Consider the following 15,055-nt stretch of genomic DNA (forward strand, 5'->3'; position numbering starts at 1 on the left):
CCGATCCGAGGAGGCTCATTGTCAAGGGCAATCGGAGCAATAACACCAAGAGATTCACAACACCTTATAATTTTTGTCAAAAAAAGTGTTGCCATTCCACCTTGTCCATTTTGATCTAATACTGCATAATTGAATGAGGGGTGATGAACTTGAAGACACGTCAAAGCTTTCCTATCGCAGCAATTATGTGTATTGCGATATCTGCTTGCGGCATGATTACTGGAATCACCATTATGAATAACTTGAAGAACAATCAGAAATGCTGTAAAGAATCTAAATAAGGAGTCTTTTTTTTTGTTTTTTCCAAAAGCGAAGCAGATTCCGATGCAAGTTGATATATATAAACCTTCATAATTAACGTATAATTTTCTTAAAGGAGAGGATTCTATGAGTTACTTCATTGGATGTTTTTTTCTATTGTTAAGTGTCTGGCAGTTTATCATGTTTAAGCGCGCATTTACCAATCTGAAGCAAAAGGGCAACAAGGGGACTTCGCCGTTTATTATGTTTAGTCTGTGGAGTGGTCTCGTTCTTGCGATCATATTTCTGGGTGTCGCCATCTCTTGTTTCTTTTGATTATTCGAGCTTTTAAAAGGAGATTACCTATGGCTTTAGTGCATGAATTTGGAATCATCGATACGTTCAGTGCTGCTTCTTTCGAGGACTATTCACCTGAAAAGTATCAGTGTATTTCCGTCAACGATACTCATATTCAAGCGTTACTTCGATCGTTGTCGCTAGTAAAAACCTATTTCCATTCGTTGGATCGTCCCGAGTTTGGTTTGGCTTATTATGGCACGACCATCATTTCTCCTGAATCATTCGCTGCCTTATTAGAGGTTGTTTTATCTGCGAAAAAGATAAATCAGCAGGAGGATATCATCGAGCTAAGCCAGCTGATCCTTCAAGCCAAAAGAGAAAATTAATTCATGATCCATTATGGTGTATAAGCAGAGCGTCTGTTTTTTCCGTGCTTCATTCAGTATTCCTTCTAACACTTTTGTCACACTTACTATTTCTTAATACTATTTCTCTATAATTTGAGAAAATTAGGAGGTAACATGTATGGAGAAGTATACGATTTCCGCTCTGTTTTTCATTGCCAGTATTTTTCTATTTGCGGCTTCAACGTTGATTGGTTCCTATATTGACCCTAATGGAATATTAGTCGAACCTGCATTCTTTTGCATTCCACTTGGCTACTTGTCACTCTTTATTTCCTTCATTACTGCTGTTTACAGCTTTACCAAAGGGAAGGTCTTAAAAAAATATTCGAAATAAGCAGCCGCAGGGCTGTTTTTTTTGTCTCTGCTTCACTATTTTCCCCACTCCTTGATCCAAATGATCAGCCGTTAAATTCCCCAAAACCACACTACGATTCAGACGATTCTTAAGAACAGATTATGCAAATATTTAAAAAAAAATAAAAAGATTGACCAACAAAAATAGCCAAAAAAGCGCTATCATGAATTTGTAAATTTAGAACAGCTATTAAATAAGAATTCAAATGAAGACACTTGCAAAAGGAGAGAAACTTATGACAGTCAAACCGATTTCTACAAGACAAATCTTTTTTATGCGCAAAGAATCCCTTGAAAAAAGAATGACCCTCTTTTTCGAAGAGAGTCAGAATGCCGATTATTTGATTGAGTGCGCCGTAGCGATCCTTGTTCGCCACGCGTTGACGATTGATTCCTTTGCGGAAATATGCAAATCACTGATTCGTACGATTTACCTAACTGCGAAGCCAAGCGAGACCTTGCGCCGCTTTAGTCCTTATTTTGAACATTATTTTGAAAATCATGAATGGCATAAGACCGTCGTCCCTAGATTGTTCATGAATCGAAAAGAGTATTTTCGTTTAAGCAAATCTCTTTCCTTCAATACGAAATGCCTATTATCCCCCACCATCTCTACCGATCCCTACAACGCGATCAAGACGATCTTTCGTGACGGCAGCGGAAAAAAATACACATGGACGCTTAAAAATGTTGATATTAAGAGATCCGATGAAGAGATTCGCACACTGCTGAAAATATTAACGACCTTGACCATCTTCAAAAAGGGCGAAGTCCGTGCTTTTGCCAAGTTCGTGAAATTTAATTCCTTCGACATCACTCCAAAATCAGAATTTATTGAACCAGATGAAATAGTAGAGAAGAAGCCGGCTAAAAAAGCGGCGCAAAAGAAGAAAAATACGCAAGCAACTAATGCTAAGACGAACGCTGCCGCTAAGACGAAACAGGTGAAGTCAGTCAAAAACACCAATCAAAAAGCCATGATGCAAGATACTCTCAATCAAAATTTTATCCCGTATGATAACAGACAACCGTCCACTAAAGCTCGAGAAAACGCAGACAGCACTCTGGCACCCGCACCAGATATACTGTCGGAAAAATCTAGTGGACAACAGGTGGGAAAAACGACGAAAAAAACAGAACCAACTTCTCCCCCACCTGAATCAAGCAACACCAAAAATCCAAACGCTGCTGATTCAACGCCAAACCAGTCACTGCTGCAAAGATTCAGGGAGATGATAAGGCAATGATCTTTCGCTTAGATTATCGCCAAAAGGTTCATTGATCGCGTGTTTCTTTCGACAAGTAAAAGGACATTTCCTGATAAGTTGAATTCTCAAAAAAGGCACTGCTGCACTGCTTATTTGGCATGCCTGCAGATACGGCAGAGTATCTAGTACGAAATTGATGGCACAAAGGAGAGATACTAATCATGGCAAAAACAACCATCACAAAAGAATTCCTGATAAATAAGCTACATGCATTCGTCGAAGAACATGGTCGAACACCGTCATGTACAGAGTTTGGTCATTATTATTATGTAAGAAAATACTTCGGATCTTACATCACATTCGTCGTTGATCAAGGATTTCCTGCTGTACCACATGGAAATGTGGGACTTTCTGCAAAGGAGTTAGAGGAAAAACTCAAAGCATTTGTCGAGACAAACAAACGGATACCATTTGGAAAAGAGTTTGGACATTATGTTCAAATCAGAAAATTGTATGGGACCTTTGGCAAATTTCTTGAATCATGTGGGTATGAGCCTATTAATCATAACCATAGAGGTCCAAGTTTGATTGGAAAAAGATTTAGCCGTTTAGTCGTGATCTCGGAAGGCAAGAAGGTTCGCCGAGCAACTTCATGGAATTGTCAGTGTGATTGCGGGAATCTGAAAAACAATGTGCCTCGTGCTCGTTTGATTACTAATCGTACGTCTAGCTGTGGTTGTCTTAAAAAAGAGAATGGCCATCTTGCTGACTATCATGTTGACGATACTTATCTGAAGGTACTGAACCATACACTCAAAAATACGAATAAATCAGGCGTTCGTGGTGTCTATTATAATAAAAAAAAACATAAATATATCGCTCAAATCGGGTTTAAAAGAGAGACCGTTTATCTCGGCAGCTTTGACACCCTTTCAGAAGCTGCAGCTGCACGCAAAGTCGCTGAAGAAAAGTATTTCGATCCGATTCTGGAAAAATATAAGGATAGACTTTCAAAAGACTAGTTGAGCTGGTCTTTTTGTTGTGGATTAGCCTCATCATGAGAGACTCACTGGCTTTTGATTGGTGAAGTCAACTTAAAATCTACTACTCATTCTATTTGATAGCCTCGGTTACCGAATCTTTTGAACAGATTCTTCACTCTCTTTCCCCCAGCTTTGTCATGCCTTCAATGTCGATAAATTTTCTTGACCTTACTCTCTCCTACAGCGTTGTTATGGACTAGCGGTTCTGCTATACTGCTAATAATTTCTTGATTCGACTATTGCCAATAAGGTGAAGCGATAACATAGGGTTCTTTCGGAGGATAAAACATGAATTCAACAGTTACTTTCTATGTTGCTTGACATGGGGAAACATTACTTAACCATTTACATAAAGCACAAGGTTGGGTAGATTCTCCATTAACTGAAAGAGGAATCCAAACAGCCTCACAATTAGGACTGCAACTGAAAAATGTCCACTTTTCGTCTGCATTTTCCAGTGATGCATCCAGAGCTTTACAGACTGGGCAAACCATATTAACTGCACAGGGGCAAAATGAACTGCAAGTTGTTCCTGATAAAAGGCTCCGTGAGTGGTGTTTGGGCTGCTGGGAAGCAGAAAATAATGATACGTTTATTTCCAGTATGATGAATGAATTACAAATACAAAATGATTTTTCAGAGCTTAATTTCCGACTGCCAGAAGTTCATGAGATTATTTATAAATCCGACACAACAGGTATGGTTGACCCGTTTCAGATGATTATGGATAGACTGGAAAGTTTTCTCAAAGAGACAGTTAATACTGTTAGTCACTTGAATAATCCAAACGTCCTGATCGTCACTCATGCGTTTACTATTAAAACATTGCTGTATTTGATTTCAAAAGAAATGTTGCGAATACAACCTAAAATCAAAAATGTCGATATTATTCGTATTAAATGGGATGGTAAACGCTTTTCAATCCATACATGATAAACGAATGAAGATAAGATCTGGAAACGTGAACTATATCGAAAAGGAGATTACATAGAAACAGAAATGCCGTTATGCTCGTTTTCGATTATCCGCTCTTATATAGATTGAAATTATCTCCACTACTAGGAGTTTCCATCTGTTTGAAAGCCGTAACTATCTTTGATTTTTTTGTATTACCATAATGTTTAGCAACTTTTTCAACTGTTGTTGACAGATACTTTTCAACTATTGGCTGAGTTAAGTGACTTTTTTCATTCATTTATAAACTATCCAGTCAAATCTGTTATTCTATTAAAGAGACGCCAAATTCTAATGTCTAAGTTTCCATTTAGTAATTTTGTTCCATTTTTATATTCATTCTTTCTAAGCGGACTCGCAAAACGATCAATGAGAGAGAAAAATATTGATTTTAAATAGACAATTTTTACGATGCAAGTTTCTTGCTTCTTTTTTAGGAGTGGCTATATTATTTTTTAATCATCATTTGTTTTAAAACCACTTTCTTTATTTTCAATATTATTTATGAATTTTATGAACTTTATATTCATTTTATTCTTATTAAATGATAAAATATATTTATTAAAAAGAAGGAGTTGTCTCTTATGAAAAGAATGTTTAGTTTTTTGTTTATTAGTTCTCTATTTCTTATTTTTCTAACACCGAATGAAGTTTCTGCTTCAACAGATGGCGCTGGACAAATCAATAATACTAGTTTGTACAGTTATATTGCAGGCGTCAGACCTTTCGCTATCCCTCTTAATGAGGAGTTCACGTTAAAAAATGGAGAATCTCATTATACAGAATTGCAATATGTCATTCATCCTAGAAAATATACTAAAGTTAAAAGAGAAGTGACAACTGTATCAGATGTTACAAATATCCGCTTCGGCTACGAAGAATTTCATACTGCTACTCTGGATGGTTATCGAGTCCCTGATACTCTAACATCTTGGGGTCAATTCTATTCCTCAGGCTTTTTAAAAGGATCTTCTAATATGAGAATTGTCGGAGATAAAACCGAAGTGCATACTTATGGTTTAAAGATTACTAACTATGAAGCCGGTCCTGTTACTTACAAGCAAATGATAGATTTTGAAGAACAAAAATAATAATTATTTTTGTTCTTATCCGATATTTATCTACAAAAATCTAGTCTTGAAGAGCAACTCAAAGTTGCTCTTTTTTACATAATTGCAGTCCTTGATGGGCTGAGTTAGCTTATTATATTTTTTTGATTAGTGACTTGATTTTTACTCCAACATCTTTATCATTAATGCAAATAAAAGTAAGGAGTGAATCATCTTAATGCCTTAATTGCCGATGTAAACAACTTGGTAAGTGCCTAATCATTCGGTACCTACAACTTAAAACCACCTCCACGTATACTTGATCTTTCAAAAGATTGGAGGTGGTTCTTTGAAAGCCACAAATGACATCGTTCCTATTCAAATCCACGATCAATCTAGAGCAGCTCGTGATCAGAAAAAGAATAGTACCGCAAAATCGGCCCTGCGTATACGGCGAAAGGACGGTTCTGAAGTCCTGATCTATAATGGCGTGAACAGCTACATCCTTTCGTCTATTCTCAAGAAGTTGATGTGAAGTGCTTCTTGATTTTACTAAAGTAGAAAAAATTTTTATCGTGACAGGAAAGACCGATCTGCGGAAAGGAATTGACGGCCTCGCAAGGATCATCCAACAAGACTATGCGTTGGATGTCTACGAGGATGCCCTTTTCCTTTTTTGCAGCAATCGATGTGATCGGTTTAAACTGCTCTACTGGAATAAAGATGTTTTTTTCCTGGGCTATAAGCGCATTGAAAACGGGCGACTTCAATGGCCAAGAAAAAAGGAGGAAGTTCGCCAACTTTCCGTCCAGTAGATCCATTGGCTGCTTGAAGGACTAAGTATTCACCAACCAAAAGCAATCAAGGCTGGAACAAAAGGGTTCTTTTAAACAGAGAAAAACGGTGAAATCATTGATTTCATGCGGTTTTACTCTGTTTTCCAGTGTGCTTAAATGGTATAATAATAACAGTAGTTGCAATAAAAATGGCGGTGAAATTCTTGTCCTTACAAACCAATTCTACTTCTAACAATAACGTTGAGGTTGATGTAAATAATATTCTGCTTCAACTCCTTGAATCTCAAACAGAAACGATTAAGGAGCTTCAGCGAGCGAATCAAGCATTGAACCAAGAGGTTCACCTGCTCAATGAGAAATTGGGTTATTTTACGGACCGCTTTTTTGGTCATTCTAAAGAAACCATCGATTCGCAAGTGACGGGGCAACTCAACCTCTTTTCTTAGGAAGGTGAAGAAAGAGAGGCACCTTCAACAACGGAACGTGTACAAGAAACCTCGGTTAAAGGACACAAAAGAAAAATCGGTCAAAAAGCAGAGAAGATCGCCCATCTTCCTTTAAAAGAGGTACATCATGAATTGCCTATGGATTAACGGATTTGTGAGCAATACGGTACTCAGATGACAGACATTGGCTCAACGAAAATTCACGAGGAGGTTCTTTTTTATCAAGCCATGTTAGATCGACTTGTTCATTTACAACATACGTATTGTTGTAAATAATGCGAAGAAGCAGATGTTTCTTCTTACAAGAAATCACCTGTTCCAAAACCAGTCATCTCCAATAGCTTAGGATCAAACAGTGTGATTGCGGAAACGATCCGATTGAATTTTGGTCAAAAATCTCCTGCCAATTGGCAGGAAAGCTATTGGCAAGAAACATTGGGCCTGGATATCTCTCGTGACAACATCACCAACTGGCATATCAAAATCTGTCATAACGCGTTGGATAGTTTAGCTCAACGATGCAGCTAAAACAAGAAGAGATCCTTCACGCCGATGAAACACGTTATCGCGTCATTGAAAAAGATAAAAAGGAAACGTATTATTGGTTATTCAGCACAGGAAAACACAGCCCACATCTCATCGTGTATTATCATCACGCAGAAACGAGTGCAGGAGAAGTACCAAAACAATTTCTATCGGATTTCAAAGGCTATCTGCATTGTGATGGCTACGCAGGCTATCATGCGGTTGAAGAAGTCACACTTGTCAATTGTTTGGGTCATGCGCGCCGAAATTTCTTTGAAGCCATTCCAAAAAAATAATAAAAGTGAGACGCTTCCTGCATGGGTCGCCGTGAAAATGATGGATATCTGGTTCCAATGGGAACAAGAATGGGCCTCCCTATCCGCTGAAGAGCGGTTGAAAAAAGCGGACCTATTTAAAACCACTGTTCATCAACTTTTACAAATGGCTGGGGTCATTTACGGCCGTACCGAAATCCAAGCTAGATACGGCGGTCAATTATGTCTTAAAACGACGTGCTGGATTTGAAAAGGTCTTCGAAGATGGCTGCTTGGAGCTTAGTAATAACTTAGCCTTATCCTCAACTTTTTATTATCCTTAACCATAAAGCAAATCACTGATATGATAAAGTTTTTTGAATAAAAGTTGAGGATAATGCACGCTATCCTTAATTTCGGATAACGTGCAGAACGAGCCATTAAAGAATTGGTAATCGGTCGAAAAAACTGGTTGTTCTCAAAAAGTGAAAAAGGTGCGCAAGCAACGGGGATCATTCTGAGTATTTTACGCACAGCCATAGAAAATGGCTTAGACCCAAGAAAATACCTGATCTACTTATTTGAACACATCCCCAATCTGCCAAGTTTAACAAAACCTGCGCTAGCAGCTTATTTGCCTTGGAATCAGGAAGTTCAAAGAAATTGTCAGACCAACTATTAATAGAAAAAGGAAGCCCACCCATCATCCTCAAGTATACAGGATGATGGGTAGGCTTTTAATACGCCTTACTATCTGACGTTTACGGAAGTTCAAAGAAAGTGCCAAACCAACTATTAATAGAACAAGCAGGCCCATCAATCATCCTCAAGTATATAGGATGATTGATGAGCTTTTAAATACGCCTTACTATTTGACGCTTACTGATAAGCAAACTTCAACTAAGTTTTCTATACCTTGAAAAACCTATCGTCTTCGTTAAGTAGACGATAGGTTTAAAAATTAATTCTTTATCAAATTGATGTTTCTTCGTGTCTTGAAGATTACATTCAATTAAACTTCAAAGCGTACACGACGGTAGCGAACGATTGCTGCTCCCATCAAGCCAAGACCAACTACGATAAAGGCAATGATACCCATACCACCTGTTGATGGTAATGTGCCGCCTTTAGATTTGTTCATGATTTGTAGCGGTTGTGCATTTTCGTAAGAGCCATTAGAGATTGTGAAATCAACGTCATCTGTTAATTTTGAGAATCCGTTTGGTGCTTTTGTTTCTCGTAACATGTAGTCGCCGTATTCCAAACCAGTTACTTCAAAGTTACCATCATCATCAGAGATGAACTTAGTAGCATTTGCGTAATCTTCATTTGGTCCAACTGCAGTCCAAGTTTTGCTATCTGGACCTTCAACTAAGTAGTATTCAACACCGTTCACTTCTCTGATAACTACGAATTCAGCTCCTTTTAATCCGTTTGTTTCGCCATCTTCGTGTTTGAAGAATTTCTTACCACCAGTTTTGACTGGATTCGGTGGTGTAACTTCCTTCGTATCTGAATCGCCATCATGGTCGATTGTTACAGTGAGTTTGTTATTGATGTCTCTATCTACTGGTGTTTCATCTGTGAATGATACCGAGTAGAAGATTTCAATTGTTTGACCAGCATATTGACTCAAGTATTGTGCTGTTGCAGGACCAGCTGCACCAGTCAAATTCATCGAAACATCGAATCCAGCATAGCCAGAGAATGGTGCTGCTGTATTTGTGTAAGTGTCTGTTGCATTAGCTAAGAAAGTTGCTGGAGTAACATCTGTGCCACCAATTGCAATCCGATCAATTCCTTCGAATTTCACGCCGACTTGGTCAACCGCATCGGAGAAGTCTAATCTGCTGTAACGAGGAACGCCGTTTACAACATCACCGATTTGACTAGGAATTTGGAATGCTGCACGGTAATAAATTTTTTGTCCAACTTCAAAGTCGTAAGCTCCTTGTGATGGTTGTGGCAATGGATTACCATCTTCATCAACTAATTCTTTCTCAGGATCTTCGCCTTCTACTTTGTTCTTAGGATACAAATGAATGTGTGATAGATCTTGTCCGTTGCTGTTCTTCAATGGAAGCATCAAGATCAAATTGTATGAACCAATCTCTACGCCTGGTGAAGCATGTTCTTCAAAGAAGTATACTTTGTATGTTCCGTCTGCATTCTTGGTAGGTAGGTTGCTAAAGTCTGCATTCCCGTCTTGATCTGTTGTTTGATCAGCACCTTCTCTAACTGCATTTGGCGCATCAGTCGGAAACTCAAAATCTTCCATCAATTGTTTAGCAATTGCATTGAATTGAGCATCTGTTTCGTTACCAGTTAAACGTGAATTTAATTCTGCATAGAAGTCTTCTGAAATATCCCAAGCAGTAAAGGTAATGCCTGGCAAGCCTTCATAGCGATCAAATGCGCTCATTTCTTCCCCGGTATTTTCTAAACTGCTATTTGGAAATTCATCCATTTTCTTCTTGTGGATCGTTACATCAACTGCATCAATTGCGTGCGCTTTTTCTCCTCCACCTAGCACCCCTGCTAGTAATGGAATCAAGCAAAGCAATGTCGTCAGCAATGCTACCCATTTCTTCTTATTTTTCATAATTTTTTTCCCCCTTGTTTTTGTGCAATCCAACTAAACCAACAATCATCAGCAACAACCCTAGAAAACAATAATTACGTATCAACTCATTTGTCGAAGGAAGCTCCTTTCCTGAGTAACTTGGTCCCTCCCCTCCACTTGGCGTTCCAATTGTCTTCGGTAAGTCTTTCCTTGGTCCTGAGCTATCTGTTATCGGCGGTTCTGTCGATTTAGTTGTAGTAGTAGTTGTCGTCGTGTCTGTTGTATCCGTCGTCGATGACGTTGTATCAGTCGGTGGCGGCGGCTTCGGAATTGTGTCGTATTTGCAATTGAAAAGGAAACTAGTATATTCCCTTGTCGAATCGCTTTCTAACATTTGTGGTAAATAGACGACGATTGGCAACATATAATGTTCCTTTGTTTCCCCCGAAGAAAGGATCAAATAGGCTGCGTCACGCTCATTTTGATAACGAGGCAGAGTGAAGGAAGCTTTCCCCGTGGCATCCAATGAAATTGGTGTTGGGTTAATCTTCGTCAAGTTTTCATCCTGAACGAATTTCGCCGAGTTTTCTTTGGTACCATAGGTGTTCAAGATAAATTCCTTGTCTTCTTTCTCGTTACCCGACCGTTTCAATCGCCATTCTGTCAAATCATAGACATCCAATGTGATGTTCTCGGTTCCTTCATAAATCTTATCTCCCGGCCGTGTGTCAATCATTACTTCCACTAGACTTTCCTCTGCAAAAGCAGTAACCCCCATGTTACAAATCCCCAGAATGAGTCCCAAGAGAAGAATCATTTTTTTCATTACGATCCCCTCCTCTTCGTGTGAAGCCAGTAGAGGCTGCCTAGCAGACCTCCTGCTGTGGAGATAACACCAATAGCTACTTTGAAGAACATTGCTGTACCCGATCCGCCCGTACTAGGCATCGGACCTGCTCCGCGCTTCCTGTTTGTGACAGTTAATTGAATAAGATTCGGATTTCCCAGACTCCAAGAACTGCTGACACTTGAATTCGACTGAATCGTGACTTGGCCATCTCGTAAGATCGTGATTCTTAACGTCCCGCTCATTCCTTGATACCCGTTTGGAACGACCGTTTCAGATAGGCTGTATTCCCCCGGACGTAAGCCCGTGAATTCAAAGTTTGGTCCTCCAGCCCTCGTTTGGTCATAGCTAGTACCTACTAATCTGAAGCTCGCTCCCCGAAGCTCATTGCCATCTTGATCGACCTTCTTGATCTTCAGAACGAAATCCCTCAGCTTATTGGTCACTTTGTATGGCGAAGATTTTCCATCCAGTGTAATAGTCAAGGCTGTCCCCGCCGAGTTCTCCACTGCTCGAAGCTCGATATCTGCCATCTTTTCATACCCTTCTGGCACATAAGACTCTTCAACGATGAAGTCTCCCATCGGAATATCCTCAATTATTACTTGACCATTCGTATCTGGTTCAAGGTCTGTCGCCAGTACCTTGCCATCCGATTTACGTGTCACAGTAAATTTCGGTTTGTCTTTGCTAAATGGTGTCTTGCCATCATCTTTGTACTTGCAAATTATCGCCTTGCCGGTCAATAACTTGTTCGTAAGCTTGATGCCTTCTTTAGGCTTCGTTGCAGCCGTGAAGCTCGTTCCGTAGTTGTAGGTCGGCTTGGCATACCCTGTAGTACGTAATTCCTCAACCACACGATAGACCGTATTTCCACCTTCGACATTTTGGAATACCCCTTTCCAATTATCGATCGGTGTTAAGGTTAAGGTCTCGACATTCTCCCAAGTCGTTCCTACTCTCTTCTGCAACGTCACTCTCACATAGCTCGTTCGAAGTCCCCAATAATTCTCTGTTCCTTTATAGCTGTCCGACCAGACCTTCTCGACTGGAATCTCTAAGTCTTTCGCTAACTTGTTGATTACTTGATAAGGTGACTTCTGCCCATTCAGTGTGATGTCCAAGCTCGTTCCTGATCCGTTATCCACCGCTTTAAGATCGATGTCGGTCATCTTGGCATAGCCAGCTGGTACATATGACTCTTCCACGATGAAATCACCCAGCGGAATATCAGGAATCGTGACTTGACCGCTTGAATTCGGTTCAAGGTCTGTCGCCAGCACCTTGCCATCCGATTTGCGTCTCACTGAGAACTTCGGTTTATCCCCACTAAATGGCGTCTTGCCATCTTCTTTGTACTTACAAATAATCGCTTTCCCCGTCAGCAATTTATTTGTGATTTGAACTCCTTTGCTCGGTACTGTCTTCGCGGTAAATTCATCTACATTCATCTCAGGCTTCGCGTACCCTGTCGTCCTCGAAACCTCAGCGACCCTGTATATCGTACTGCCGCCTTCTGCTGTGAATGTATTTTTCCAATTATTCGCCGCACTTAACGTTTTCGTTTCAACATCTACCCATGAATTCCCACTTTTTCTTTGTAAAACTACTTTGACACTGTTTGCTCGAAGTCCCCAATAGTCTTCCGTATTCTTAAACGAATCCGACCATTTCTTCTCTACTGGAATCTCGAACTTGTTCGCTTTTCCCTTAACGGACGGCACACCAAATTCAATTAAGTCAGTCGTTCGTTCGGGCGTCGGCGCTAGTGTCGTTTTCCCATTTGTTTGATACCAAGTATTCCCTTCGTAATCCTTGTGATCCGTTTTTAAGCGAACCTTGTAATCTACTTGAATTTCTTGATTGCCATACAAATTAATATTGTTGACTTTTACTTTTCTCGAATCCGAATTATCAACGACTGCCATCTTGCCCGATTCAATCGCTGGTACACCAGATTTCTTGATTTCCTTCACAGTTGGCGTTCCAACCAGATCAAACATCTCTCCGATTGGATCATCGATTTCTCCTTTATCGACAGTTTGAATAACTGACGTAAACCAATCATCAAAGGAAATATCAAACTCACCAGTCGTAGAGGCATTAAAGAATTGATAATCCTTCTCTCCATCGCCAGTCGCATTCGTCTTTTTCGACGCTGCTTTATAAAGCCCGCGAACCAATTCGTCGGTCGTGTGACCTTCCATGTTTCGGGTCTTTTTCACGTTGATCGCGATGGTATTGATCTCTGTCCCTTTTTCCTTAATATAAGCCGCCGATGAATTAAGTGGCGTCAGGTGACTGTATAGACAGTGACCACTTACCGGTAACCTATGACCCTTTGGAATCTTAGTCGTTAAGTAGCTTCCACCAATCGATGGGTCAGATATAGGATCTTGTAGAGGGTTCCCCTTATCCATGTTCGTGGCATAATAAGAGATAATACGAACACCATCATAGTAAATACTCGATTCGGTGACCCCTTCTGCCGGATCAAGACTCATGTTAGGTGCGCCATCGGTCAACAGGAAAATAACCTTTCGCCGATTCGCTCCAGTGGAATTCTCCAGCATGGTCTGTGCATCTCTGATGGCTTTTTGGGTATACGTGTTTCCATCTGGTGTGAGCTTATTGTAGGTATTGACCAAATTTTGCCAATTTGCCTCATTGCTAGACATTCCTACAGTCGCATTTGGATAGCTACTCTCTTCTCCTGATGAATACACAATCCCGCCGATCCGTAAGCTATCGGTTTCCGGTCCAGCAGCTTTAAACTTATCAATCAGTCTTTGTAACGACTTCACTGATAACGCTTTTCTTGACATGCCGCCAATGTTTCCGTTTGCGTCCTTCATCGAAGCAGAATTATCCAGCACAAAGCAGACATCCACTCCAGGCTTCGCAATCGTGCTACCGCGAACATTCAACCGAATGTTAAACTCATTTTCATTCGATGTTTCGCTCGCGTATTTACGTAACGAGATGTTCGGTTTCGTCTTTTCAACCCCATAATTGATATAGGATTTCGTATAATTATCGGATGATACATCCCATTGAGTGACGCCATCCCAACCGCTTTCTCTCTCATAGCCACCTTGATGATTTCGAACATTCGATTGTCCAGTCGGTGTCCAATAGCACGTAGGATACTTCCCGTTGTTCGTCGTATACACGGGAGCTTTATTGGTATATTTCGCTGGATCCATCTTCAGCAGCTGTTTTCTTGAAGCTGTTTCTTTGATAATGGACGTATTCTTTTCTGATCCAAAATTCGCATCGGCAACCGTATAAACCACATCAGTGCCGGGTGGTTTCTTTGACTCATCAAAGCTTGTACTCTTTTTTGTGTCCTTCACTTTAAGAACGAAGGGTTCCTTGACATCTAAAATGTTTTCTTGTGTCTTGGGATCTCCTTTATCAGAAAGTGTCTGCTCGTCTAACTGAACATCCAAATTAAGTTTTTTAACTGAATCCGGTAATTCAAAAACGAGCTGCCCTTCCATGGATGACGAAAAGTTCTTCTCGATCAGCCATCCATCTTTTTTGACCATGTTCTCAACAGAAGGATAAGTAATCACTTTTCCTTTCTCATCTGTTACTTTCAACTTGAGACGGTGCTCTTTATCACTCTCTTCGCTTTGCCTGCTAAACGTTATTCGCCAACGGATGGCGTCATCTTGTGCTTCATAATCATAGGAAACTTGTAGATACTTCTCATCGATCAATTCCGTACCCGTTGTTGCAGCATGCGCGGTTCTTAGTGATGGCAGTGTTTCCGTAATAAAAGAAAATAATAGAACAACCAACATGAGTAAGTGTTTCTTTTTCATCTCATGATTTCCTCCTTTCACTCTTTTTTTCACCCACTCTCCCTTCCGCGTAACAATATGATAGCTTATATTATTTTTCTACGCCTAATGTGTTTTTTTGCAATATTCCGTTATTCAACTTGGACATTTTTACGTTGTTTTCTACATTTTTATATCATTCAATGTTATTCCATCCATTTTTTTAAAATCAAATAAAGAATAATAAAGTTTGAATGTCGCAAAAATTATTTGCCTTTTG

General features: G+C 39.9%; 15 protein-coding genes and 2 pseudogenes. 14 read left to right on the plus strand and 3 right to left on the minus strand.

The features are described from left to right. Positions 1 to 143 precede the first annotated feature (143 nt). The 14 genes and pseudogenes from E6139_RS16830 to E6139_RS16895 all read left to right on the plus strand — a co-directional run. Positions 144 to 281, plus strand: a complete 138-nt coding sequence (locus E6139_RS16830; protein ID WP_316404512.1) for a hypothetical protein — start codon at positions 144 to 146, stop codon at positions 279 to 281. A gap of 106 nt (positions 282 to 387) precedes the next feature. After that, positions 388 to 576 carry a hypothetical protein gene (locus tag E6139_RS16835; protein WP_316404514.1) on the plus strand — a complete coding sequence of 63 codons (189 nt, stop codon included), beginning with the start codon at positions 388 to 390 and terminating at the stop codon, positions 574 to 576. A gap of 29 nt (positions 577 to 605) precedes the next feature. Further along, on the plus strand, positions 606 to 926 hold the full coding sequence (locus E6139_RS16840) for a hypothetical protein (protein WP_316404516.1): 321 nt from the start codon (positions 606 to 608) through the stop codon (positions 924 to 926). Between the two features lie 139 nt (positions 927 to 1,065). Beyond that, on the plus strand, positions 1,066 to 1,281 hold the full coding sequence (locus E6139_RS16845) for a DUF3955 domain-containing protein (RefSeq protein ID WP_316404518.1): 216 nt from the start codon (positions 1,066 to 1,068) through the stop codon (positions 1,279 to 1,281). Between the two features lie 256 nt (positions 1,282 to 1,537). Next, the gene (locus E6139_RS16850; RefSeq protein ID WP_316404519.1) at positions 1,538 to 2,548 is read left to right on the plus strand and encodes a hypothetical protein; all 1,011 of its coding nucleotides are present in this window, start codon (positions 1,538 to 1,540) and stop codon (positions 2,546 to 2,548) included. A 182-nt stretch (positions 2,549 to 2,730) separates the two neighbouring features. After that, a complete protein-coding gene (locus tag E6139_RS16855; RefSeq protein ID WP_316404520.1) occupies positions 2,731 to 3,531 on the plus strand; it encodes a homing endonuclease associated repeat-containing protein in 801 nt (266 codons plus the stop codon). A 354-nt stretch (positions 3,532 to 3,885) separates the two neighbouring features. Next, positions 3,886 to 4,485: pseudogene (locus E6139_RS16860) on the plus strand (histidine phosphatase family protein); the annotation flags it as partial. Between the two features lie 605 nt (positions 4,486 to 5,090). After that, entirely contained in the window at positions 5,091 to 5,597 is a 507-nt protein-coding gene (locus E6139_RS16865) for a hypothetical protein (RefSeq protein ID WP_316404522.1), read from the plus strand. 494 nt (positions 5,598 to 6,091) lie between these two features. Continuing rightward, on the plus strand, positions 6,092 to 6,370 hold the full coding sequence (gene tnpB / locus E6139_RS16870; protein WP_316404523.1) for an IS66 family insertion sequence element accessory protein TnpB: 279 nt from the start codon (positions 6,092 to 6,094) through the stop codon (positions 6,368 to 6,370). Positions 6,371 to 6,540: 170 nt separating this feature from the next. Next, positions 6,541 to 6,798 carry a hypothetical protein gene (locus tag E6139_RS16875; RefSeq protein WP_316404524.1) on the plus strand — a complete coding sequence of 86 codons (258 nt, stop codon included), beginning with the start codon at positions 6,541 to 6,543 and terminating at the stop codon, positions 6,796 to 6,798. A 357-nt stretch (positions 6,799 to 7,155) separates the two neighbouring features. Next, entirely contained in the window at positions 7,156 to 7,326 is a 171-nt protein-coding gene (locus tag E6139_RS16880) for a transposase (protein ID WP_316404525.1), read from the plus strand. Further along, complete coding sequence (locus tag E6139_RS16885; protein ID WP_316404527.1) at positions 7,317 to 7,619, plus strand: IS66 family transposase; 303 nt, start codon at positions 7,317 to 7,319, stop codon at positions 7,617 to 7,619. The genes E6139_RS16880 and E6139_RS16885 overlap by 10 nt, the downstream gene beginning before the upstream one ends. A 149-nt stretch (positions 7,620 to 7,768) precedes the next feature. Further along, the gene (locus tag E6139_RS22885) at positions 7,769 to 7,921 is read left to right on the plus strand and encodes an IS66 family transposase (RefSeq protein WP_410470548.1); all 153 of its coding nucleotides are present in this window, start codon (positions 7,769 to 7,771) and stop codon (positions 7,919 to 7,921) included. 80 nt (positions 7,922 to 8,001) lie between these two features. Then, a pseudogene (locus tag E6139_RS16895) lies at positions 8,002 to 8,259 on the plus strand (IS66 family transposase); the annotation flags it as partial. Between the two features lie 330 nt (positions 8,260 to 8,589). Here the strand turns inward: E6139_RS16895 and E6139_RS16900 are convergent. Genes E6139_RS16900 through E6139_RS16910 form a run of 3 tightly spaced genes read right to left on the minus strand, consistent with a single transcriptional unit; the run spans position 8,590 to position 14,817 of the window. Then, positions 8,590 to 10,179, minus strand: a complete 1,590-nt coding sequence (locus E6139_RS16900; protein ID WP_316404531.1) for a SpaH/EbpB family LPXTG-anchored major pilin — start codon at positions 10,177 to 10,179, stop codon at positions 8,590 to 8,592. Beyond that, complete coding sequence (locus E6139_RS16905; protein ID WP_316404533.1) at positions 10,169 to 10,966, minus strand: pilin N-terminal domain-containing protein; 798 nt, start codon at positions 10,964 to 10,966, stop codon at positions 10,169 to 10,171. The genes E6139_RS16900 and E6139_RS16905 overlap by 11 nt, the downstream gene beginning before the upstream one ends. Continuing rightward, positions 10,966 to 14,817: a SpaA isopeptide-forming pilin-related protein gene (locus E6139_RS16910; protein ID WP_316404534.1), complete on the minus strand. Its 3,852-nt coding sequence runs from the start codon at positions 14,815 to 14,817 to the stop codon at positions 10,966 to 10,968. The genes E6139_RS16905 and E6139_RS16910 overlap by 1 nt, the downstream gene beginning before the upstream one ends. Positions 14,818 to 15,055: the final 238 nt, after the last annotated feature.

The organism is Enterococcus sp. (genome assembly GCF_032555305.1).
Lineage (GTDB): Bacteria > Bacillota > Bacilli > Lactobacillales > Enterococcaceae > Enterococcus_A.

Bases quoted from the DNA above. Each gene is read 5' to 3' on its own strand.
- E6139_RS16830 (WP_316404512.1), top strand. From the start codon at position 144: ATGAACTTGAAGACACGTCAAAGCTTTCCTATCGCAGCAATTATGTGT.
- E6139_RS16835 (WP_316404514.1), top strand. From the start codon at position 388: ATGAGTTACTTCATTGGATGTTTTTTTCTATTGTTAAGTGTCTGGCAG.
- E6139_RS16840 (WP_316404516.1), top strand. From the start codon at position 606: ATGGCTTTAGTGCATGAATTTGGAATCATCGATACGTTCAGTGCTGCT.
- E6139_RS16845 (WP_316404518.1), top strand. From the start codon at position 1,066: ATGGAGAAGTATACGATTTCCGCTCTGTTTTTCATTGCCAGTATTTTT.
- E6139_RS16850 (WP_316404519.1), top strand. From the start codon at position 1,538: ATGACAGTCAAACCGATTTCTACAAGACAAATCTTTTTTATGCGCAAA.
- E6139_RS16855 (WP_316404520.1), top strand. From the start codon at position 2,731: ATGGCAAAAACAACCATCACAAAAGAATTCCTGATAAATAAGCTACAT.
- E6139_RS16865 (WP_316404522.1), top strand. From the start codon at position 5,091: ATGAAAAGAATGTTTAGTTTTTTGTTTATTAGTTCTCTATTTCTTATT.
- E6139_RS16875 (WP_316404524.1), top strand. From the start codon at position 6,541: ATGGCGGTGAAATTCTTGTCCTTACAAACCAATTCTACTTCTAACAAT.
- E6139_RS16885 (WP_316404527.1), top strand. From the start codon at position 7,317: ATGCAGCTAAAACAAGAAGAGATCCTTCACGCCGATGAAACACGTTAT.
- E6139_RS16900 (WP_316404531.1), bottom strand. From the start codon at position 10,179: ATGAAAAATAAGAAGAAATGGGTAGCATTGCTGACGACATTGCTTTGC.
- E6139_RS16905 (WP_316404533.1), bottom strand. From the start codon at position 10,966: ATGAAAAAAATGATTCTTCTCTTGGGACTCATTCTGGGGATTTGTAAC.
- E6139_RS16910 (WP_316404534.1), bottom strand. From the start codon at position 14,817: ATGAAAAAGAAACACTTACTCATGTTGGTTGTTCTATTATTTTCTTTT.